Origin of the sequence: Paraclostridium bifermentans (genome assembly GCF_964259345.1) — a bacterium.
In the GTDB taxonomy this organism is placed as follows: Bacteria; Bacillota; Clostridia; order Peptostreptococcales; family Peptostreptococcaceae; genus Paraclostridium; species Paraclostridium bifermentans_B.
The window spans coordinates 197,291-224,116 of the sequence record NZ_CAXVJR010000004.1; the positions used below are offsets into that span (position 1 = coordinate 197,291).

Here is a 26,826-nt window from a genome sequence, read left to right on the forward strand (position 1 = left end):
AATCGATGTTTTTTGATTTAGAATGGGTTAGGATCTATATTTAAAACTGTTTTCTCAGGATATGGACTAGATTTAGATTTAGCTGTAACTAAGAAATCATATCTTATTCCTAATGGTTGGTCTACAGGGATAGTAGCTGTAATTTTTATAACTTTAGAAGTATTAGGTGCTAAATTTGACATTTCAGGTAAATCCATTTCATAAAGTGTATTAGCAGGTACATCAGCGATTTTAACATTATCTATATATAAGGTATAATCAACATTAACTTCTTGAATAATCAAATTAAAACTATCATGGCCTCCACCGGTATTTCTAAAATAATCAAGTATAACGGCAGTATTACCAGGGGAAGTAACTATAAAGGAAGTAGTATCATTAATTTTGTATATAGGGTCTGGAGTTAAAGTAAGATTAGGTTGTAAAACACAACTTATTAAGTTACTTTGTTCACCACCATATACTTTAGTAGTTGAAATGTCATTATAGTAAGAAATAGTAGTTGCTTGTGTATCAATAGTAGTACTTGATAATAAGTTTGGAACTAAAAATACTGTAAAGAACATATAACCAGTAGTATCACCATTTAAATTAGGTACATTTATTATAATTTTTCTATCAGAAGAATTATAATTTGCACTACATAATCCTGTGTTACCAATACTTGAGAATATAAAGTTATCATCTATAGGGATTTCAATTATTGCATTTTTTAAACTTATAGGACTATTATTTTTAAATAGCAGCTTAAACTGAAGAATAGAACTATTATTTATATTAGCTATTTGTGTATATACACCATAGGTAGTTTTATCTGTAACACTTAAATCTATAGATATACTAGGGTGATTAACTACAACATTTAATCTGCTAGTACGAGTACGGAAGCTACCTTCAGGAGACACTTGATAGTAGCAATTAGCGGTGTTTCCTTGTATTGATGTTGACACCCCAATTGTATTAGCTGAGTCATCTATTTTAGCCTTTAGAGTATAAACTATTGACCTATTTACATCTATAGCATCTATAATTTCTTCTGTAGGGAATGTTACTTTATTACCTACAATCTCAGGAGTTACTAATACTCCATTTTTGTAAGCAGGTCCAATATATCTTTGATCATTATTTGGTAATATATCTTCTACATATAATCCATAAGCGATAGTGCCTTTAGGAACAGTTATAATAATTGAATAGTTTATAGAACTCCCCACTTTAAAAGTATTAGATAGATTAGTTTTTTGAATAGTTATATTCTTTGAAGATATAGTTACAGAAGCACTTTTATTTAAGTTAGTGTATCTAAAGTTATCTGACTCACTATCATATACTTGTGAGTATGGATTAGTATTTGTTGCTGTAGTAGTTATAGAAACTCCAGGTGCAATTGTAGATATAATACCTACATCATAGGTTAAGGTTATAGATTGACCAGGAGATAATTTATTTATATAAACATCTATATTATTATTAATAGTAGTTTGGTTATAGTCACCTGTTCCAGAAACAATTATACTATCTGGATTAAGTACAAACAAATTTTCTGACAAAGTATCACTAAGAGTAAAATCAAAGGCATCTGTTTCACTACCTAGGTTATTAGTATTATTAATAGTAACTGTATAAGTGTATACTTCATTTGCTTTTATACCGTTCTTATTTGGACCAGATACAGTTTTACTTAAGGTTATATTTGGTTTACCTATATTAACAACTACTTGATCTCTATCACTATAAGCATATCCATAGGTGTTAACACCTTTTAATTTCATTAAATTTATATTTTGAGAGGGACTCCCTAAAGAATCAATGGCTACTTTAAAGTTAATAGTGAAATATGAGCCACCTTCTACATCTCCATAATAAAAATCTACTCCATGTGGACTTATTAACTCAGGTAGGTTAATTGGATTTTTATCAGTATATATATAATTTAAATTATCTATAGGTCCTGCAGATAATGGAAAGAAATCATCTATATATACTTGCTTTTGAATAGCTTCTAAGTTAGATGCATTATAATACAAAGTATATTCAGCTAAATCTAGAGGAGCTAAGGTACTTATTGACTTAGGTGTTCCATCTTTATAGTAGGCTTGTATAAACTCTTTATTAATACTTCCAATATTTATACTAGAGCCAACACTAGAACTATCAGTTACCTGTGTTAGTGGTCCTATAAGAATTCCTGAAATATCAGTAGTAACTAAGAAATTATCAAAAGCTATAGCAGGTAGAGGATTGTTATTTCCATCTAGTTTATATCTATAATAATCATCCATAATAGCATTTATATTTACTGTAAAGATTGAGTTTTGAGTAGATAAAGCAAAATTATAGGTCATATAATAAACTTTTAGAGTTGCATCATCCACTACAGAGGTTGGGTCAACAGAACTAGAAACATAGGTGATTCCATCTGGTAGAAAATAATGGACTGTTATATTTTGTATATTATAATACTGGCCTACTTTATAAATATAAGAATAGATTATACTTTCTCTAATATCTACAATAGATTTACTTATAGAGGTTAATATTATTAAATCCATTGCTAAAAAGCTAAAACTATAATATGAACTTGCCATATATTCAGAATCAGCAGATACCATACTTAAAGACATATTTAATGAAGTACCATGAGCTATAAAAGCACCTTGGTTATTATTATATTGATTCCAAATAGCATAGCTAAAAGTTAATTTAATATAACTACTTTCAATAAGGTATATATTGCTATAATAAAGTTGAGTATAAGCCTTACCATCAATAGTAACAGTATTTATAATAGGATTTAAAAACATAGATGCATATGCACCAGTAACTTGGATGTTACCAATATATCTTATACCATCTTCTAATAATATAGTTATATTTACCAAAGAAGTTGAAATAGAATTATTAGTAAATATACAAGTTGAAGTGTAAACTTGTGTATAATCAGATAATTCTATAGATGTACCAGCACCTTTTAATACTTTTTTAGATGTATTAATAGTCCCATCAAACCTAGAACTTACATAAGTCATTTCTATTAGCTCAGTTAATATTTCATTAAACTCATCATAACTTCCACGAGGCATAGTATCTACACTACAACTGACACTTAATATAGGAAAATTATATCCAAATTCAATTAAATCGCCATTGATAAAGGTGTTATTACATTTCAATGTAACATTAATACTAAAATCAACTTCCATAGGCGCCAGATCTTTTAAGTTTACCCATGAATATACAGTGTTATTATCTATATCAGTGGTACTACTAGTATAAGGTATAGATGAATCTGAAAGAGATAGTCCATCAGGAAGGGTTATGGAAAGACCTAAGTTATATAATCTTTGATTTTCACTTAAATTTTTTATATTCATATTAAAGTTTGAAGTAGTTCCTATTACAATTGATACATTCTGAGTGTTATCAATACTAATACTGAGTATATTATCTGGCATAAGATCACTCCTTAAAATTTACTTTAATATAGTATATTAAAAAGTCAGAAAATGTTGAATTATATACCGAAAGATTAGTGAAATATGGAACGTAAAAGTATTAAATTCATATTATATAAATAAGGTGTTACTGACTAGTAAATCAGAAAAACCTATAAATAATATAATACTTAAAGTATAAAGGAGAGTGTGAAATGGCGTTAGAACAGCGATTTGCAACTATAGATAAAGCTATTTTAGTGGCAACTGGAAATAGTTTAGTAGTATGTGGAAGTACAACTGAGCCATCTGTAAATACATCTGACCTTATTATGATAAATGGTAACACAACCAGAGACTGGAATGAATGTGGTAGTACAGCTACTTTAAATATATTAGATAATAGTACAATACTTTACGCAGAAATTGTATGGTATTCTACAGTATATAGTAATGTAGTTGGTGCACCAGATCTTAGAAGTATACAAGATAGTTCGATAACTTTAACTACATCAAAAGGTGATTATGAAATAACTCCTGAATATACACAAAGCTATAATGCAGAATCAGGAACTATAGATAGATATAGAGCTGCTGAAGTAACAGATTATGTAAAAGATTCATTATCGGGAAGCTATTCTGTATCAGAAGTTCCTATAAGTATACCTAGCACAGGACTTAGTAATTCAAGAGGTGGGTGGACATTAACAGTAATATATAGAAATGATACCTTCAAACCTCAAAAAATTATCTATAACTCGGGCATATCTGTAGCAACTCCAAATACATCACTGCAAACAACTATTTCAGGGTTTACAACATCTTCAGATATTTTAGATTTTAATGGAAGCGTATGTATGTCTTGTGCAAATGGAGGACCATTAAATGGAGAAGAAATTGTACTAGTGGGACCATCTTTTGCAAAGTTAACTAATATAGGAAATACTGTCAATAGTCCAAATCCAAATCCAGGTAATGCACCTAATAACCCAGGAAATAGCTTCTTCTCAGGTATAATAAATACAGCTAATCCGCTAAGTGATAATAATGGACTTTTAAATATAAATGGAACTAACGGAACTAATAATAATGATGGTTTTGTGCCAACTCAACTAGTAGGAGCAAGAAATAAATGGGATATAACAAATGTAGATATAACAAACACATTAGTACCAAATCAAACTTTACTAGCAGGACAAATAACAGAAGGTGAGTTTGGTGATGGAGTTCAATTAGTAGCACTAGGAGTGCAAGTGTCATCAAAGGCACCAAATATAACAGCGAAATTAGATGCATTTGATATAGATGGAGATTCAGAATATAACATTGAAGTAGGTGAAGCATTAATTTACTCATTACAAATAAAAAATGAGGGAGCGTTAGAAGCGAATAATGTTATAGTATCAGCAAACCTAGATTCATCAACTTCATTTATAAAAGGATCATTAAAGATAAATGGAGTAGAATATCAAGGCTTAGATATAACACAAGGTATAAACCTAGGAACTATAGGTGTAAGAGGAATAAAAAATATACTATTTGCAGTTAAGGCAAATTCAGTACCTGAAGCTGGAGTTGTAAATCAAGATGTAAACTATAGTTATCAATTTGCTTCAGGAATAGATAATATAACAAACTCTGCAAAAACTAATAAAATAGCTGTAATAGTTCAAGATGGAAAGTTAGCTATTACAAAAACTGCTTCAAAATCAAATATAAGCTTAAATGAAAATGTAACTTATACAATAGATATAGAAAATATAGGTACAGAAACTGCGAAGAAATTATTCTTACAAGATAAAATAACTGAAAGTTGTTCATTTGTAAATGGAAGTGTATTTATAGATGGTGAGCCTTATAGTGACTATAATCCTAAATTTGGATTTAGCTTACCTGATTTAAATGTAGGAGACAGTATACAAGTAGTATTTGAATGTAGAGTAGACTCTTTACCACAATCAAGAAAAGTAAATAATATATGCTATATAACATTTGAGTATATACTTGACCAATATGGATATTCAAGAGAGAAAACAGCAATTAGTAATTCAACTTCAATTCAAGTTCAATATGTAGATATAGTTGGGGAAAGATGTAATAATAATAACTATCCAAATATTGGAGAGATAGTAACTTACACATTAGAATTAACTAATATAGGAAATGTAGATGCTAAAAATATTCAAGTACAAGAGCCAACTATACCAGGGACTACTGTTGTAGAAGATAGCGTTAGAATTAATGGTGTACTACAAGATGGATTAAATCCATTCACAGGATTTACACTACCACAACCTATAGAATCTATGCAAACTACAAGTGTAGAATATCAAGTTTTAGTAGATAGTATTAATCCTGATAATTTAATTGAAAACACTGCGCAAGTTCCATTTAAATATGAAATAGTTGCAGGTGGAAATGTTACAGAAGATGAAAAAATATCTAATACAGTAGATACTATAGCAAACTTTGTATGTATGAACATTATTAAAACTGTAGATAAATCTCATGCTGAAATAGGAGATACATTATATTACAAAATAGACGTAAGTAACAGTGGTAATATAAATGCTACAAACACTTTATTTACAGATATTATACAACAAGAAGCATCATTTGTAGCAGGTACAGTAGCTATTAATGGTATATCATATCCAAACTACAATCCAAATCTTGGATTTACACTAGATATAATATGCCCAAGTGACACTGTAGAAGTTACTTTCCAAGCTAAAGTACAATCTGTTCCAAATCCTAATATAATAACTAACCAAGGTAGTTTATTATATGGGTATAAGCCAGATCCTAATGGATCTACATTAACAAACACTATATATACTAATGAAGTTGAAACTATTATAAATAAAGCAGAGTATTCAATAGTTAAAAGTGTAGATAAAAACTATGCTCAAATAGGAGACCCACTAGTTTATACTACAACTATTCAAAATATAGGTACTGTAATGCTTGAAAATATAAAATTTGCAGACTTTGTAGGTAAATACCTAGCATATTATCCTCAAACTGTATATATAGATGGAGTTCATAATCTTGAACTTAATCCAAATAATAAATTTTCAATAACAAATATGAATCCAGGAGACACTGTAAATATAGTATTTGCAGTTACAGTAACAGATAATCCTGAGATTGGATATATTACTAATACATCAGAAGTTACACTAAGTTATAAGATAACCCCAAATAGTCCGATTATGACTGAAACCGTATACTCAAATGAAGTTGTAACGTATGTGCCATATGCTCAAATAGATTTAGTAAAGAGTGTAGATAAGGCATATGCAACAATAGGAGATACTTTAACTTATTCATTTATAGCTACTAATATAGGCAACTCAGCAGCAATAGATACTTTATTCTCAGATATAATACAATCAGAAGCAGAGTTTGTTCCAGGATCTGTAAAAGTAAACGGAGTTACAAGAGCAGACTTTAACCCAGAAACAGGATTTACACTAGGAAAAATGGAACAAGGTCAAGGTGTTACTGTAGAATTTAAAGCTAAAGTTAATAGCTTGCCAAATCCTAATACTATATTAAACAATGCAACAACGTCTTATAGTTACCACATTGACCCAGATCAACAAAAGGTAACTAAAACAGTTACAAGTAATACGGTAAGCACTATAATAAATGATTATTCAGCGACAGTAACAAAATCTGTAGATAAATTATATGCCCTTGTAGGAGACACTCTAAATTATACAGTAGTAGTAAATAACACAGGTACTGTAACTTTAAAAGAAGTTAATCTTTTAGATATAATTCAAAGTGAAGCTAGCTTTATAGTAGGGTCTGTATTTATAGACGGAGAAAATTATGAAGATTACGACCCTAATACAGGATTTATAATAAATGATGTATTACCAAGTGGAAATGTAGTTGTAATGTTCAAAGTGAAAATTGATAGCTTACCAAATCCATCACAAATAAACAATAGTGCTGATGTTAATTTAAAATATCAACTAAGTCCAACAGGACCAACATTAGAAGATAGCTTAAAAAGTAACACAGTTACTACAAATGTTAGTGAGACAGTAGTTACAAATACAAAAAGTGTTGATAAAGTTTATGCAACTATAGGAGATGTATTAACTTATACTTCTGTTATATACAATGATGGGAATACTGACTTAGAAAATACAAACTTTATTGATAATACTCCGAATCATACAACATTTGTAGCTGGAACAGTAAAAATAAATGGAACATCTTATGAAAATTATAATCCAAATAATGGATTTGAACTTGGAATAATTTCACCACAAACATCTAGAACTGTTACTTTTGATGTAACTGTAGATAGTCTTCCTAATGATGGTTATGTACAAAATACATCTATACTAAACCACCAATTCAAAATAGAAGAAAATGGAGATTATATATCAGGTAGTGTAACAAGTAATAATGTTGTAACTTATATAAACTTTGGTGATTTGAATATAACTAAAACTGCAAATAGAACAATAGCTAAGTTAAACGATATTATAAATTATAGCTTTGTGATATCTAATATAGGAAATACACAACTACAAAATGTATTATTCACTGATGTAATTCAAGTAGAATCAACTTTTAGTGAAGGTAGTGTATTTATAAATGGAGAAAATAGACCAACATATGATCCAAATACAGGATTTAGTATAGGAACTATACCTATAGGTCAACAAGCTACAGTTAGTTTTGACGTATTGGTAGATGCTATACCTGCTGATAATAATTTACTAAACAAAGCAGACGTAACATATTCATATTATGTTGATCCAGAACAAACTCCTATAACATATAAAAAAGAATCAAATACAACAACTGTAGAAGTTTTCGATACTATAATATCTACTAATAAATCTGTAGATAAAGCTATAGCTCAAATAGGAGATACACTAAGCTTTACAATTGATATAACTAATAATGGAAATGTAGCAGCACAAAATATATCATTTACAGATTTACTAGATGAAAATATAGAATTTATTGCTAATTCTGTATATGTAAATAATATACAACAGCCAGAATTTAATCCAAATATAGGATTTGACTTAGAAGATATAGATGCAGATAGTACAACAACAGTTACTTTTGCAGCAACAATAAACACTAGACCTGCAGATAATATAATATACAATTTTGCAACTATCGATTATAGCTATGTAGTAGATACAGAAACTATAGAAGCAACTATAAACACAAACACTACTCAAACTTATGTTGCAATTGGAGAATTAACAGTTACAAAATCAGTAGATAAAGATTATGCTAGAGTTTCAGAGACTATAGCTTATACAATAGTAGTTAGAAATACTGGTTCTGTAGATGCAATAAATCTAAACGTACAAGATTTAATACAACAAGAAGCATCATTCAATAGTGGTACAGTTGTAGTAAATGGTGAAACAAAACCACTTTATGATCCAAATATAGGGTTTGAATTAGATGATTTAACTCCAAATCAATTCCACACAGTAACTTTTAACGTTAGTGTTGACTCACTACCTGAAAGTGAAGAGATTGTTAATAGTGCTGAAGTACTATTTGAATATAAATTAACTCCATCAGATGAGCCAATACCTGAAACAGCTACATCAAATGAAGTTAATACACTTATTAAAATAGGCGATTTAGAAGCTACAAAAGTAGTCGATAAAGCTTATGCAACTATTGGAGATACTTTAAAATATACTATTACTGTTAATAATTTAGGAAATGCCGATTGTATAGATGTATTCTTTAAAGATACAATACAATCTCATGCTAGCTTTATAACAGGAACTGTAAAGTTAAATGGTCAAAGTAAACCAACGTATAATCCAAATGTAGGATTTAATATAGACAATATAGGTGGATACACAAGTAGTACAGTAACTTTTGATGTAAGAGTTGAGCAACAACCTATAGATTATATTATATACAACTCTGCTATAGTAGATTATAAATACTATATAGACCCAGATAATCAACCTATAGTTGAAAAAAGCTTTACAAACACAGTACAAACAACAATAAATATAGGTTCATTAGCAGTTAATAAATCTGTTAGTAAGGACTATGCTACTATAGACGATGCAATAACTTATACAGTTAATATACTTAACAATGGAAATGTAACTGCTAAGAATGTTAACTTTAGAGATGTTATACCTACAGGAGTAACTTTTAAAACAGGATCAGTAAGAATAAACGGAAAAAGTTATCCATCGTATAATCCTTATTCAAGCTTTACTCTAGGCAATATTCTATCAGGAGATAGTGTAGAAGTAACTTTTGATGTTAAAGTAACGTCTTTACCAAATCCATCATTAATAAACAATACTGCTAATGTTACTTTTGCATATCGTATAGATCCAAACTCTTCAGATATAATAGAACAAATAGATTCAAACACTGTAACTACTCAAATAAATGTAGGCTCAATAGAGCTAAATAAAAATGTAGATAAAGCATACGCTACACTAAATGATACATTAATTTATGCAGTTAAAATAACTAATACAGGTAATGTATCTGCAGGCAATATCATATTTACAGATAGCTTACAAGAAGATATTGCATTTGTAGAGGGTAGCGTTAAGATTGGTGAGGATGAGTACCTAGATTACGATCCAGAAGATGGATTTAATATAGGTGACTTACAACCATTAGATAGCATAGAAGTATCCTTTGAAGTAACTGTACTAGAGTCAAGTTTAAGTCCTTCTGTATTAAACTATGGTGTAGGAACATTTGATTATAAAATAGATCCTGAGGGACAGTACTACAGTAAGTCAAATCAATCAAATACAGTATCAACAATTATAAGAAGAGCAGTGTTAACTACAACAAAAACCGTTAATAAAGCTTATGCAACATTACAAGATAATCTAAATTACAGTGTATTAGTAAAGAATGATGGTAATGCAGCTCTATTTAATTTATCATTTGTTGACTTCTTATCTGATGGAGCTGTATTTAAAGCAGGAACTGTAGTAATTGATGGAGAAGAGTATGGAGATTATAATCCAATAGATGGATTTAATTTACCAAATAACCTATTACCAGGATTAACATCTTTAATACAATTCCAAGCTACAGTAACTACAATACCTTCACCGCCACAAGTAACAAACTATGCTATAGTAGCTGGAACTTATCAAATAGATCCAGAAGGTCCAACTTATGATATATCTTCAACATCAAATACTGTAACAACAAATATTAATATAGGAAGTTTATCAAACACAAAATCAGTAGATAAGGATTATGCAAAAGTTAACGGTACAGTAATATATACTTGTGAAGTAACTAATACAGGTAATGTAAATGCAACTAACTTAGTATTTACAGATATACTACAAACGGAGTTGAATTATGTATCTGGAACTGTAAGTATAAATGATGTGGGATATCCATCACTAGATCCAACAATTGGATTTGCGTTGACAGACTTATCACCAGGTCAAACTGTTACAGTTAGATTTAGTGCTAAGATAAACTCATTACCAACGCCACCATATGTAACAAATACTTCTAATGTACAGTTCACTTATAAGATAAATCCTACAGGAGCTTCAATAAGCAAAGATCAAGTAAGTAATAATGTAACTACTAATGTAGTTCTAGGAAAATTAACTTCAGTTAAAACTGTTGATAAAGCAATTGCAACTATAGGAGATGAGTTAACTTATACTATAAAGTTAACTAATAATGGAAATGTTATTGATAATAATGTATTCTTCCAAGATATACCTTCTAAAGGCGTAGAGTTTAAGTCAGGAAGTGTCATAGTTAATAATGTAAGTCAACCAGGATTTGACCCAACAGAAGGATTTAGTTTAGGAGATATAGGCATAGGTAATGTTGTAACTGTTATATTTACAGTTGTAGTTGTATTTGTTCCAGAAACTAATAAAGTAACTAATCAATCTGTTACAACTTTTGAATTCTTAGTAGATCCAAAACAAGCACCACATGCAGCTACAAGTTATTCAAATATAGTTACAACTAATATTTCATATAGTAGCTTAAATGTAGAAAAAGCAGTAAATAAGCAATATGCTACTATAGGGGAAGAGTTAACTTATACAATAATCATTACTAATACAGGAAATATAGATGCAACTGATGTTGTATTCTTGGATCCAACACCTCAAAACTCAGTGTTTGTATTAGAATCTGTAACTATAAATGGTGTAGCATATCCTGATTACAACCCATCTATTGGATTTAATTTAAATACGATGATACCAGGACAAATCATAACAGTAGTTTATAAAGTTAAAGTTATAGACTTATGCTAAAATTATAAAACAAATGGTGAACTCAAAAGAGTTCACCATTTTATTATATAAAAATTGGTATTTAATTTTTAACTTTAGACATATCATAACCTCTATCAGTTACATATCCATCGACAGACCAAATATTTAACTTTTCATTTTTTGCTTCATCTTGAGTAGCTAACAGTTCATCTAAATGTTTAGTCTGATCATACACATAACCAACTCGAGCTAATCCTTCTTGAACAACTCTCTCATTGTACATCTCTAAATTACCATCTTCAGGGCATGTATACCATAAATAACCTAAATATCTTCCATATTTATCTGTTTTATCGCCTTTATCTAACTCAAAATAAACTGTATCACCAGGTTTTAATACAGACTTAGCAAAATCAGAAGCTTCAGGACCAAATTTTTGAACACCTAGCTTTGGATGTTTAGTTTCAGGTGTATCTATAAGTAATAACCTAGTATCTACTTCTTTGCCACTAGGGAGTATTATCTCAACAGTATCACCATCTACAACTCTATCAACAGTAGCTTTTATAATTTTCCCACTAGATGAGTTTTTATTATTACTAGACATTGATACATTACTATCATCAGATTTACTTATATCTATTTTATTTTGTATATTACTTTCATGAGTAGTATCAGTAGAAGCACATCCTGTTAAAAGTACTGACAATGATAATGCGGTAGCTAATATTATATTTCTTAGTTTTACACTTTTCTTTAAATGCATTATGACCCTCCTATATAGTTGATAAAGTATATTTTAGCATAATTTATTTCTTTATTACTATAATATATATCTAAAAACTAGGGGGTACTAATAAGTTTTAATATGTAGGAATTTTATTATTAGAAAAAAGTTTTGGAAAAAGTGTTGACAAAGTGAAAATATAAATATATTATATTAACAACGGGTTGTTAGCACTCGTTAACAAAGAGTGATAACAGAAATAAAAAGATTTACTATTAATAAATAGATATATATAGATAAAACTGAATATGGAGGGATTTTATTATGAATATAGAGAAAATGACAGTTAGAGTACAAAAAGGCTTAAATGAAGCTTATGATATAGCAGTGAAAAATCACAATCAACAAGTGGACGTAATACATTTATTAAGTGCACTTGTAAATCAAGAAGATGGACTTATTCCAAATATACTAGAAAAGATGAATATATCTGTTGTAGCATTAAATAACAGTATAAATACAGAATTAAATAAATTACCACAAATACATGGTGAAGGTATAAACTCACAAGGAGTAACAGCTACAAGAAAAATAAATGAAGTATTAATAAAAGCTGAAGAAATATCTAAAGAATTTAACGATGCATATATAAGTGTAGAACACGTTATACTTGCAATGATGGAAACTGAATCAAAGACTAATGTAGGGAAAATATTTAAACAATATAACATAAATAAAAATGACTTTTTAAATGTATTATCACAAGTTAGAGGAAGTCAAAGAGTAGAAACTAATGACCCAGAAGGAACTTACGAAGCTTTAGAAAGATATGCTACTAACTTAGTAGAATTAGCTAAAAAGAATAAGTTAGACCCTGTAATAGGAAGAGATGAAGAAATAAGAAGAGTTATAAGAATTTTATCAAGAAGAACTAAAAATAATCCAGTATTAATAGGTGAGCCTGGTGTTGGTAAAACAGCAATAGTTGAAGGTTTAGCAGAAAGAATAGTTAGAGGAGATGTACCTGAAGGATTAAAAGATAAGGTAATTTTCTCATTAGATATGGGTTCTTTAATAGCAGGAGCTAAATACAGAGGAGAATTTGAAGAAAGATTAAAAGCTGTATTAAAAGAAGTTCAAGCTGCAGAAGGTAAAATAATATTATTTATAGATGAGATACACACAATAGTTGGAGCAGGTAAAACTGATGGAGCTATGGATGCTGGTAACTTAATAAAACCAATGCTAGCAAGAGGAGAGTTAAACTGTATAGGTGCTACTACATTTGATGAGTACAGACAATATATAGAAAAAGATAAAGCACTAGAAAGACGTTTCCAACCCGTTATGGCAGAAGAACCAAGTGTAAGTGATACTGTTTCAATACTTCGTGGACTTAAAGAAAGATTTGAAATACATCACGGTATAAGAATACATGATAATGCAATAGTTGCAGCAGCAAAACTTTCAGATAGATATATTCAAGATAGATTTTTACCAGATAAAGCAATAGACTTAATAGATGAAGCTGGAGCTATGATAAGAAGTGAGATAGATTCTCTTCCAACAGAATTAGATACTGTTAGAAGAAAATTATTAACTTTAGAAACTGAAAGAGAAGCATTACTTAAAGAAAATGATGAAAAGAGTAAAGTAAGACTTGAAAACTTAGGAAAAGAGTTAGCGGAATTAAAATCTAAAAATGATGAAATGACTGCTAAGTACGAAAAAGAAAAGAGTCAAATACTAGAAATAAGAAACTTAAAAGCAAGACTTGATGAAGCTAAAGGTGAAGTTGAAAAATACGAAAGAGAATATGACTTTAACAAAGCAGCAGAATTAAAATACGGCACTATACCAACGTTAGAAGAAGAGATAAAAGCACATGAACAAAAAATGCAAGAAAGTTATGAAAATGCTTTATTAAAAGAAGAAGTTACTGAAAATGAAATATCTCAAATTGTTTCTAAATGGACAGGAATACCAGTTACTAAGCTTGTAGAAGGAGAAAGAGAAAAATTATTGAAATTAGAAGATGAACTTCACAAAAGAGTAATTGGGCAAGATGAAGCTGTAACAGCTGTAAGTAATGCTGTTCTTCGTCATAGAGCAGGACTTAAAGATGAGAATAAACCAATAGGTTCATTTATATTCTTAGGACCTACAGGAGTTGGTAAAACAGAACTTGCAAAAACTTTAGCAAATAATTTATTTGATAGTGAAGAAAATATAATAAGAATAGATATGTCTGAATACATGGAAAAACATGCAGTTTCTAGACTTATAGGACCTCCTCCAGGATATGTAGGATATGAAGAGGGAGGACAATTAACAGAAGCTGTTAGAAGAAATCCATACTCTGTAATACTATTTGACGAGATAGAAAAAGCTCATGAAGATGTGTTTAACTTATTCCTTCAAATATTAGATGATGGAAGACTTACAGATAATAAAGGTAAGACGGTAGATTTTAAAAATACTATAATAATTATGACTTCAAATATAGGTAGTTCATATTTATTAGAAGCTGGTGAAAATATAAATGATGAAGCTAAAGAGTTAGTAATGAATGAAATGAAGAGAAGATTTAAGCCAGAGTTTTTAAATAGAGTTGATGATATAATAATGTTTAAGCCATTAGATAAAGAAGGAATTAAGCAAATAATAGATATATTCATGAAGTCTTTAAGAAATAGATTACAAGATAAGGATATAGAGATAGAAGTTACAGACAATGCAAAAGAGATAATGGTTAAGGAAGGTTATGATCCTATTTACGGAGCTAGACCACTTAAGAGATATATAAGTAATGTACTTGAAACTATGATAGCTAAGAAGTTAATAGCTGGTGAGATATACAATGGATGTACTATTGTAGTTGACGGTGATAATGAAAATATAAATATATCTGTGAAGTAAATATAAAAACTTGAATTTTGTAAGATAAGAAAAAGCTATGAAACACAAAGATAAACTTTGTATTTCATAGCTTTTTTATTTTTAAAATTTAATTACTTTTACTTTAGCATGTCTAATAATAGCCGATAAATAGTATAAAGTGTAAAAATATAGAAAATTTTAAAAAATAAAACAATTTAATTGGAGGTGTTATACAAACAAAAAACACAACTATTTTAGAATTAAAAATTATTTACTATTTTAAATAAAGGATGAAGATGAAAATGACATTTAAATTAAAAAATAAAAATAAAGATAAAAGTATAAAAACTAAACTTACATTAATAATTGTATGTTTTGTAGTGACATGCACTTTACTATTAGGGACAATTACGAGTTTTTTAAATTATAAAACTGCTAATACAATTTTAGGAGATAGTATTATAGAAACGACTAAACAAGCATCTGAAATAGTTTCTCAAAAAATTATAAATTTAGAGAATGCAGCAATACAAACGGGTATTATAAAAGAACTTTCAGATCCTAATGTAAGTGTAGAAGAAAAAAAGAGTATTATGACTAGACAAGAAAAGTTATATGGATTAACAGTAGGTCATATTTTAGATTTAAATGGAGTAGATCTTTTTAATAAAAAAGATTACTCAGAAAGAGAATGCTTTAAAATTTCTAAACAAGGACAAGCGTATGTAAGTAGCCCTGTACTTAGTAAAACAACAGGAGATATTACGATGTTGGTTTCAGCTCCTCTTTGGGAAAACGGAGTCCAAGGGAGTAATATAGTAGGCGTTATAACTTTTAATGTAGATAAAGCTTTTTTAAGTGACATTGTAAGCAATATAAAGATAGGGGAAAGTAGCTATCCTTACCTTTTAGACAAAGAAGGAATGACAATAGGAGCTCAAGATATTAGTGTTATTGGAGTTCAAAATACTATAAAAAAATCAGCAAGTGATAAAAGCTTAATACCATTTGCAGAAGCAGACAAAAAAGTTATTTCAGGAGAAACAGGATATTTTGATTTAGAGTATAATGGTCAAAGTAAAATTTTAGGATATGCACCAATACAGCATAGTGATGGTTGGGGGATAGGTATAACTATAAATAGAAGTGATTTCCTTGGACCTATGTATACATCAATTATAACTACTATAATATTAGCTGTAGCATTTACAATTATAGCATTTATTGTAGCAATAAAAGTTTCTAATAAAATAGGTAATCCATTAAAAAAATGTAGTGAAAGATTAAAAACTCTAGCTGAAGGTGATTTAAAATCAGAGACTCAAGTTATAGATGAAAATAATGAGATAGGATTAGTATCAAATGCTACCAATAAAATAGTTAATGATTTTACAAAAATGATAAATGCTTTAACAAATATATTAACTGAAATTAGTAATGGTAATATAGATATTGATGTACATAGTAATGAATTAAATAATTTATTTGTAAATGATTTTGAACCTATATTAGTAGCTATAAATAAAATTGTAGATGGATTAAATGATACTTTAGAACAAATAAATGTTTCGGGGGATCATGTTGCAATTGGATCAGAACAATTAGCAGAAAGTGCACAAGTTCTTTCTCAGGGGGCTACAGAGCAAGCAAGTTCAATAGAGGAACTTTCAGCGACTATAAATGAAGTTTCAGACCAAATAAATAAAACTGTACAAAATGCAGTAAAAGCAAAAGAAATATCTGAAAAATCAAGTATTGCTACAGATAGAGGAAGAGAACAAATGAAGCAGATGATTGATGCGATGGATGAAATAAGCAATACATCAAATGAAATAGGCAATATAATAAAAAGTATAGATGATATAGCATTCCAGACAAATATTTTAGCATTAAATGCAGCGGTAGAAGCAGCACGTGCAGGAGAGGCAGGGAAAGGATTTGCAGTCGTTGCTGATGAAGTTAGAAATCTTGCTGCAAAGTCTGCACAAAGTGCAAAAGATACAGAAAATTTAATTGAAAAATCGCTTAAAGCAATAGGAAATGGAGCTACAATTGTTTCAGACACTGCACAATCTCTTGAAGAAGTTATTGATGGAGCTAAAAGAACATCAGAGGTTATACAAGAAATTGCAAATGCAAGTAATGAACAAGCTCATTATTTAAATCAAGTAAATACTGGAGTAGAACAAATATCTATAGTTGTACAAACAAATTCAGCAACGGCACAAGAAAGTGCAGCTGCAAGTGAAGAGTTATCAAGTCAAGCTCAAATGTTAAAAGAAATGATTTCGAAATTTAACTTGAAATAACACTAAACAAGCTATTGAAAAACTAAATTAGTTTTCAATAGCTTGTTTTTATTTTTATTGAATTTATGATAATATAAAATTGGTTAATTAGGTAAAATAAAAGGCTTATTATAAAGGAAGTTGAAAAGGGGATAGATATGAAATTTGTATCGGTAAGAAAATGTGATGATTATACTTATGAAAATATAAAATCATCATTAGAGAAAAATTTAGACGATATTGGGGGAATAGATAAGTATATTAAACCAAATAGTAAGGTTTTGATAAAGCCGAATCTACTTATGAAGAAAAACCCGCAAGAAGCTGCAACTACTCATCCAGGATTGGTTAAGGTAGTTTGTGAAATATTGCTTGACCTAAATTGTGAGGTAATAATAGGGGATAGTCCAGGTGGACCTTATACTGTATCTGCTCTTAAGGGGATATATAAATCAACTGGTATGATGGATATAGCAGATGAATTAGGTGTGAAATTAAATTATGATATAAGTGAAGTTAAAGTTGTAAATGAAGAGGCAAAGGCTTTAAAGTATATGGATATAATTTCTCCGATAACTAAAGTAGATTATATAATAAATATATGTAAATTAAAAACACATGGGATGGCGACATTTACAGGTGGTGTCAAGAATTTATATGGTGCAATAGCAGGATTAAAAAAAGCAGAGATACATTATAGATTTCCAAATGAAGAAATATTTTGTGAAGATGTTTTATTAGATATATGTTCTTATGTAAATCCTACTTTAACTATTATGGATGGTATTATTGGAATGGAAGGTGAAGGACCTTCCGCAGGAATCCCAAGACATATTGGCGTAACTTTAGCATCATCTAGTCCATATGCAATAGATACTGTAGCCTGCAAAATTATAAATTTAGATATGAATAGAGTTCCAACTATAAGAGGTAGTATAAAAAGAGGGTATATTAAAAAAGATTTAAGGGATGTAAGTATTGTTGGCGATGATATAAATAAACTTATAATAAAAGACTTCAAAATACCAAAAACAAGTAAAGATTTTAGATTATTGGCATCTAGTTTACCCAAATTTATACACGAACCACTTACAAATATTCTAACTCCAAAACCTGTTGTTTCACATAAGGATTGTGTTAAATGTAAAAAGTGTATAGAAGTATGCCCAGCAAAGGTTATAACTTTAAATGACAAGATAGAAATAGATTTAGATAAATGTATAAGATGTTTTTGCTGTCATGAACTATGTCCTAAAAAAGCTGTAAATATAAAAAGAAGTATTATATTTAAACTTATAAAATAAATTATAAAAAAGATTAATAATCGAGATATTTAAAAAGAAACTACCTAATATTTAGGTAGTTTCTTTTTAAATATCTTGATTTAATAAATAAAAAATTAATATATATATGAATTTATAGAAAATTTAAATAAGTTGAAGTCAAGTATTTTCAATGTTTTAACCAGATAAATTTATGGTAAATAATAAATTATAATGATATAATTTAATAGGATAATAATGTAGAATAAGGGGTTAAAATATGGAAAATGTAAATTTTTTAAAAAATATTAAGAAACAAAGAAGGATTGATATAGTAGCTATATGTATAGTATCAGTTTTTATGTTTTTCTTATATATTTGTACACTTATAGGAATTATGGATTCAGATACTATTCTTAACGTATCAAAAGATGAGATTATAAGAATAGGAGGGACGGTATTATCTATATTAGGTGTAGTCAGTTGTTTATTATCATATGATAGTAACAAAAAAAAGGAACTATTTATAATGTCACTTATGTACACAGTTTTTTTTATAGATATGTTTATAGCAGATATTGTGAGTTACCTAAATATAGATATTAATAATTACTTTGCTATACTAACATCTTTTATAAGAGTTTGTATTATATATATAGCATTTAGTGATTTTAATAAATTAAAAAATATTATAGTCAATAATAGAAAGGCATCATTTATTGTGATTACTATTCTTACTATAATAGCTACATATATAGAATATAATTACATATTTCCATATGAAATAGGGGTAGTTGAATTTTACGAAGACTACAATGCTTTTTTATTTATAGCTTATATATTAATAGCTATAAAATTCTTTGTAAAAAGTTTTAGCAATAAAGAATATATATATAGTGTAATTGGAGCAAGTGCACTTATGTTTTCTCTAAAATCTATATATGATTTTTATTATTTAGTAAATCCAAGTATAAATGTTGCTTTAATTGGAACAACTACTGTATATTTGGGATTTATAATTTTTATCTTAGGACTGTTTATTGAACTTAGTCAAAATATACAAATGAATAGAGTCTTGGATGAACAAAGAAATTTATTTATTAAGATAATTGATGAAAATAAACATAGTTGTATATTAATTTGTGATGAAAATTATAAGATAAAATATAAAAATGAAAAGTGCTTATATGTTGAGAGAAAATATAAAGAAAATGAACATTTTAAAATGGAAATTGGTCATAAATTTAATATAGAAAAAATATGCAAAGAAAGATTAAAATTTGATGAAATTGAAGAACAAATACTAAAATCAGGTGGATTTAGTAAAGATACATATATTGAAGAAATTGATAAAATAATAGATATATCAATACAAATATTTAAAATAAATAATAAAAAATACAAGGTAATAACTATAAAAGATGTATCGGAAAAGTATGAACTAGAAAAAGCTTTATTGCAATATGAAAAAATTAAACAAGAAGATGAAATAAAAAGTGAGTTTTTTTCAAATATTAGTCATGAATTAAAAACTCCTTTAAATATAATATACTCTGCGAATCAATTACTCGGATTTAGTGTACAAAAAGATAACTTTAAAGAGATATACATAAAGTATAAAGATTGCTTAGATATAAATTGCAAAAGAATGCTTAGATTAATAGATAATATAGTCGACATTACAAAGTTAGACTCAGGATTTAAATACCCACAATTTGACAACTATAATATAGTTAAGATAGTTGAGGAAATGACCTTATCTGTTGTAAGTTATGCAAAAGTAAAAGGTATTGAAATATTATTTGATACAGACGTAGAAGAACTTGATATAAAGTGTGATCCAGACTTCTTAGAAAGAATTGTTTTAAATTTAATATCTAATGCCATAAAGTTTAGTGAAGAAGGAAGTAATATTTTAGTAGAGATATTTAGTAGTGAAATTTGGGTTGGTATAAAAGTAAAAGATGATGGGATTGGAATTCCTATTGAAATTCAGAATAAAATATTTGATAGATTTGTACAAGGTGATAAATCTATGAGAAGAAAAAAAGAAGGTAGTGGAATTGGTCTTAGTCTTGTAAAATCACTTGTGGAACTAATGGATGGGAAAGTCTATTTAGAAAGTGATGGAAAAAGTGGCACAACATTTACAATATTGCTACCAAATAAATTAGTAAGTGAAGAAACGGGAAAAGGAAAAGTACATAAAGATTATCATGTTGATTTACAAAGAATACAATTGGAACTTTCAGATATATATGAACTTCATGAATCAGAATATGATACATAAACTAATAAAAAATAAGATACTTAATAAGTATCTTATTTTTTGTGCTTAAGGGATTTATGTTTAACTTTGAGCAACTCAAAATTTTTATAACAAATGTATATATAAATACATACAATAAATAATGCAGATATATATTAAGGGGGAATTCTCATGAGAGAAGACTGTAAACTATATGAATTAAGAGGAGTATGGATAACTACAGTATATGAGATCGATTGGCCAAAGACTAAAAACAACCCACAGGCTCAAAAAGAAGAATTTATAAAAATTTTAGAGCAACTAAAAGATTTAAATATAAATTCAGTATTCGTCCAAGTTAGACCTACATCAGATGCATTTTATAATTCAAAAATAAATCCATGGTCAGACTATCTTACAGGGACACAAGGAAAAAATCCAGGGTATGACCCACTTGAGTTTATGATAGAAGAAGCACATAAAAGAAATATGGAAATTCATGCCTGGTTAAACCCGTATAGAATAACTACAAAAGGAACAGATTTAAATCAACTTGCAGATAATAATCCTGCTAAATTACATCCTGAGTGGGTACTGGAACATAATGATACACTTTTTTACAATCCGCAAAACATAGATGTAATAAATTATATAGCTACAACTGTATTTGAAATAGTAGCTAAATACAATATAGATGGAATTCATTTTGATGAATATTTCTATCCATATAATTATCCACCGCCAGATTGCAAATGTAAATATATATGTACATGTGATGGAAATTATGAATGTATAGTAGACACTGCAAGATGTAGAATGGAAGCTATAAACTATATGATAAGAATGGTTTATAATGCTATAAAATCAATAAAACCAAATGTTCAATTTGGAATAAGTCCTTTTGGTATTTGGAAAAATAAATCAAGTGATATAAATGGATCTAATACGAATGGATTGGAAGGGTATTATGATTTATACTCAGATGCGCTAGTATGGATAGACGAGGGAATAATAGATTATATAGCACCTCAAATTTATTGGGAAACTGAAAATAAAGATAATCCTTATGAAACATTGGTTAGATGGTGGTCCAATGTTGTAGATGGAACGAATGTTAAATTGTATGTAGGTCAAAATATAAATAAGGAAGAAACTGCAAAAGAATTAACTAAAGAGATAGATATAAATAGAGAGTACAAAGAAGTTGAAGGAAATATATTGTTTAGTTATAGAGATATAAAAAATAATAATCAAGGAGTAATTGAGCAATTAAAAAAAGCATATTCTCAAAAAGCTTGCATAAAAAGATAATTAATTTTAATAAAATATAATATAAATGTATTAGCCAACATTTGGATAATACATTTTTTTTATGTTAAAATATAACAAGAAACGATAAAATTTTCTAAAAATCAATTCAAACAGACATAAAGATAACTAAAAAATGAGGTGATAGTTACAATGGACACTTTTAATATAGGAATTGATATTGGATCGACTACAGTAAAAGTAGTGGTACTAGATAGTAATAAAAATATAGTCTTTAGTAAATATAAAAGACATTTATCAGACATCAAGAATGCTGTTACAGATGTATTAAAAGATACCTATGAAATTATTGGTAATAAAAGTGTATCTATAGTTATAACTGGATCAGGGGGTATGAATTTAGCAAATAATTTAGGAATTGATTTTGTTCAAGAAGTAATTGCTAGTACAAAGGCTGTTGAAAATCTAAATCCAGAAACAGATGTAGTTATAGAATTAGGTGGAGAAGATGCTAAAATCATTTATTTAACAAATGGAATAGAACAAAGAATGAATGGTATATGTGCAGGTGGAACAGGATCATTTATTGATCAAATGGCAACACTTTTAAAAACAGATGCAAGTGGATTAAATGAACTAGCAAAGGATTATAACAATATATATAGCATAGCTGCAAGATGTGGAGTCTTTGCAAAAACAGATATACAACCACTAATAAATGAAGGTGCTAGAAAAGAAGATATCGCAATGAGTATATTCCATGCTGTGGTAGTTCAGACTATCAGCGTTTTAGCTTGTGGAAGAAAAATACAAGGTAAAGTAGCATTTTTAGGAGGACCTTTATACTTTTTATCAGAGCTAAGAAAAGCTTTTATAGAGGTACTGAAGCTAAAAGATGAAGATATAATTTTTCCACGTAATGCACAACTATATATAGCAATAGGAGCTGCATTATCATGTAAAGATAAAACTATTACATTAAGTGATTTAATACATAATATTGAAAATATTGGAAATAAAGAAGTTATACATAGCAGTAACCTTAGACCTTTATTTAAAAATGAAAATGAATATATAGAATTTAAAGAAAGACATGAGAAAAATATAGTAAAAACTAAGGATCTAATGAATTACGAAGGAAAATGTTTTTTAGGTATTGATGCAGGTTCAACAACTACAAAAGTAGCCTTGGTTGATGAACAAGGAAACTTATTATATTCTAAGTATCAAAGTAATGAAGGAAAACCGCTAGATTCTACAATAAGTATTTTAAATGATATATATAATATTTTGCCAAATACAGCATATATAGCAAACTCAGTTGTTACAGGATATGGAGAAGCTCTACTTCAAAAGGCTTTAAAAGTAGATATAGGAGAAATAGAAACAATAGCACATTACAAAGGTGCAAAGTTTTTCTCGCCTAATGTAGATTTTATACTAGATATAGGTGGGCAAGATATGAAATGTTTAAAAATAAAAAATGGAGTAATAGAAACCATAATATTAAATGAAGCTTGTTCCTCTGGTTGTGGATCTTTCTTAGAGACTTTTGCAAAATCATTACAACTAGATATAAAGGATTTTGCAAAAAAAGCTTTAGAATCTAAAAATCCTGTAGATTTAGGGTCAAGATGTACTGTATTTATGAATTCTAGAGTAAAACAAGCTCAAAAGGAAGGAAATTCAGTGAGTGATATAAGTGCGGGACTTTCTTATTCGGTTATAAAAAATGCACTATATAAAGTTATAAAAGCAAAGTCTAAAGAAGATATAGGAAAATACCCAGTGGTACAAGGCGGAACTTTTTATAATGATGCTGTATTAAGAGTTTTTGAAATATTAACGGATAAGGAAGTTATAAGACCAAATATTGCTGGAATAATGGGTGCATTTGGAGCAAGTATTATAGCCAAAGAAAAATACAAAGAAGGTTATAATACAACACTTTTAAATAAAAAATCAATAAATTCTATAAACTTAAAAGTAACTACAACAAGATGTGGAAAATGTTCTAATAATTGTTTATTAACTATAAATAACTTTGGAAATGGAGATAAATTTATATCAGGAAATAGATGTGAAAGAGCATTATCTTTAAAGAATGAAGAACATGAAAATATAAATTTATTTGACTATAAATATAAAAGAGTATTTGACTATAAAAGCTTAGATAAAGATAAATCATATAGACCTGAAATTGGAATTCCTAGGGTATTAAATATATATGAAGATTATCCGCTATGGCATACTATATTTACAAATTTAGGATTTAGAGTAGTTTTATCTAGTAAATCATCTAAAAATTTATATGAAAAAGGTATGGATTCAATAGCATCAGAGTCTGTTTGTTATCCAGCAAAAATAGTGCATGGACATATAAATAGTTTAATTGAAGATGGAATAAAAAATATATTTTATCCTTGTATAAGACATGAACACAAAGAATTTAACAAAGTAGATAATCATTTTAATTGTCCTGTAGTTATGTCTTATTCAGAAGTAATTAAAAATAATGTAAGTGAAATAAAAGATAAAAATATCAACTTTATAAACCCATTTTTGCCTATGAATAATAAAAAAGCTTTAAAGAAAAAACTTTATGAAGAATTAAATAAAATAAAAGATTATGATGGAAAATTTATTTATATAAGTAAAGAAGAAATAAATAAAAGTGTTGATTTAGGTTTTGAAGAATATGGCAAGTTTAAAGAAGATATACGCAAAATGGGAGAAGAAACTTTAAAATATCTTGAAGAAACTAATAAAAAGGGTATAGTACTAGCTGGAAGACCATATCATATAGATCCAGAGATAAATCATGGAATACCAAAGGTTATAAATTCTTTAGATATGGCTGTACTTACAGAAGATAGTATATGTCATTTAGGAGATACCTATAAGCAGTTAAGAGTTGTAGATCAGTGGGCTTACCATTCAAGATTATATAGGGCAGCAGAATTTGTTAGTAAAAGAAATTATTTATCATTAGTTCAATTAAACTCATTTGGATGTGGTCTGGATTCGGTAACAACAGATCAAGTACAAGAAATTTTAAGTAGAGAAGGCAAGATATACACTTGTATAAAAATTGATGAAGGAAATAATTTAGGAGCAGCAAAAATAAGACTAAGGTCACTAAAAGCAGCTATAAAAGAAAGAGAAGCTAACAAGGTAGAAAATGTAAAAGTTGAAAGTGAATATACTAAAAGAAGTTTAATAGAGTGCGTAAAAGAAAATTATAATATTTTAGTGCCTCAAATGTCACCTATACACTTTGATTTAGTAGAACACAGTGTAAAGTCATGTGGATATAATATGACGTTACTTAAAAACTATGAAGGAGCTATAGAAGAAGGTTTAAAATATGTAAATAATGATGCATGCTATCCTGCTATAATTGTTATTGGGCAAATTATAAAAGCTCTTAAAAGTGGAAAATATGATTTAAATAAAACTGCTGTAGCAATTACTCAAACTGGAGGAGTTTGTAGGGCTACTAACTATATAGGCTTTTTAAGAAAAGGATTAAGTGATGCAGGATTCAAAGATATACCTGTGGTATCACTATCTGTAAATGGAGAAGAAAGCAGTAAGCTATATAAAGTATTTTCTTTAGGCCTTATAAATAAAATTGTAATGGCAGCTATTTATGGAGATTTACTTATGAAAGTTTTATATAGGGTTAGACCTTATGAAATAGAACAAGGCAGTGCTAATAGACTTTATGAAAGATACTTAAATATTTGTAAAAATAGCTTGGAAGATGGAAGTATATCTCAGTTTAAGAAAAATATATATAACATAGTTAAAGATTTTGATGAACTGCCTATAAATGATGAGAAAAAACCAAAAGTAGGTTTAGTAGGAGAAATATTAGTAAAATTTCATCCCTTAGCAAACAATGATATTATACACATATTAGAAGAAGAAGGAGCGGAAGTTGTTGTTCCGGAATTTACAAATTTCTTTTTGAGTTGTGCTTATAATACTTACTTTAGGGCTGATAATTATTTAGATAAAAAATATAAAAAACTTGGTGGAAAAGCAATAATAAACACTATAGCAGTGTATCAAAAACATTATATGAAAGCATTAGAAAATAGTAAAAGATTTAGTAAACCAAAGAGAATTGAAGAACTAGGAAAAACTGCATCAAAAGTCATATCTCTTGGAAATCAAGCTGGAGAAGGATGGCTTTTAACAGCTGAGATGATGGAACTTATTGAAAGTGATGTAAAAAATATTATATGTATGCAGCCTTTTGCATGCTTACCAAATCATATTACAGGAAAAGGTGTTATAAAAGAATTAAAATCAATATATTCAAACACTAACATTGTTCCTATAGATTATGATCCAGGAGCAAGTGAAGTTAATCAATTAAATAGAATTAAACTTATGTTGTCAACTTCATTTAAAAACTTAGGATAAAACTTATAAAGGGATGTCTTAAAGTTATT

9 protein-coding genes are annotated in these 26,826 nt (G+C 28.3%); 7 read left to right on the forward strand and 2 right to left on the reverse strand.

The window, feature by feature from the left end:
* Positions 1-17: 17 nt before the first annotated feature.
* The gene (locus tag ACEXNK_RS09545) at positions 18-3,455 is read right to left on the reverse strand and encodes an isopeptide-forming domain-containing fimbrial protein (RefSeq protein WP_373600688.1); all 3,438 of its coding nucleotides are present in this window, start codon (positions 3,453-3,455) and stop codon (positions 18-20) included.
* 194 nt (positions 3,456-3,649) lie between these two features.
* Between ACEXNK_RS09545 and ACEXNK_RS09550 the strand changes: the two genes are divergently transcribed.
* Complete coding sequence (locus ACEXNK_RS09550; protein WP_373600687.1) at positions 3,650-11,728, forward strand: hypothetical protein; 8,079 nt, start codon at positions 3,650-3,652, stop codon at positions 11,726-11,728.
* Between the two features lie 61 nt (positions 11,729-11,789).
* Here ACEXNK_RS09550 and ACEXNK_RS09555 read toward each other — a convergent pair whose 3' ends face one another.
* Positions 11,790-12,455, reverse strand: coding sequence for a thermonuclease family protein (locus ACEXNK_RS09555; protein WP_373600686.1), 666 nt, complete (start codon positions 12,453-12,455; stop codon positions 11,790-11,792).
* Positions 12,456-12,740: 285 nt separating this feature from the next.
* Between ACEXNK_RS09555 and clpB the strand changes: the two genes are divergently transcribed.
* The 6 genes from clpB (at position 12,741) to ACEXNK_RS09585 (ending at position 26,797) form a co-directional block, all read left to right on the forward strand.
* Positions 12,741-15,335 carry an ATP-dependent chaperone ClpB gene (clpB, locus tag ACEXNK_RS09560; protein ID WP_373600685.1) on the forward strand — a complete coding sequence of 865 codons (2,595 nt, stop codon included), beginning with the start codon at positions 12,741-12,743 and terminating at the stop codon, positions 15,333-15,335.
* A 263-nt stretch (positions 15,336-15,598) separates the two neighbouring features.
* Complete coding sequence (locus tag ACEXNK_RS09565) at positions 15,599-17,605, forward strand: methyl-accepting chemotaxis protein (protein WP_373600684.1); 2,007 nt, start codon at positions 15,599-15,601, stop codon at positions 17,603-17,605.
* Between the two features lie 137 nt (positions 17,606-17,742).
* Positions 17,743-18,888, forward strand: coding sequence for a DUF362 domain-containing protein (locus tag ACEXNK_RS09570; protein WP_373600683.1), 1,146 nt, complete (start codon positions 17,743-17,745; stop codon positions 18,886-18,888).
* A 238-nt stretch (positions 18,889-19,126) separates the two neighbouring features.
* Positions 19,127-21,136 (forward strand): sensor histidine kinase, encoded by a 2,010-nt coding sequence (locus tag ACEXNK_RS09575; RefSeq protein WP_373601589.1) that lies wholly within the window; start codon positions 19,127-19,129, stop codon positions 21,134-21,136.
* A gap of 150 nt (positions 21,137-21,286) precedes the next feature.
* The gene (locus tag ACEXNK_RS09580; protein WP_373600359.1) at positions 21,287-22,405 is read left to right on the forward strand and encodes a glycoside hydrolase family 10 protein; all 1,119 of its coding nucleotides are present in this window, start codon (positions 21,287-21,289) and stop codon (positions 22,403-22,405) included.
* Between the two features lie 150 nt (positions 22,406-22,555).
* The gene (locus tag ACEXNK_RS09585) at positions 22,556-26,797 is read left to right on the forward strand and encodes an acyl-CoA dehydratase activase-related protein (RefSeq protein ID WP_373600358.1); all 4,242 of its coding nucleotides are present in this window, start codon (positions 22,556-22,558) and stop codon (positions 26,795-26,797) included.
* Positions 26,798-26,826 lie beyond the last annotated feature (29 nt).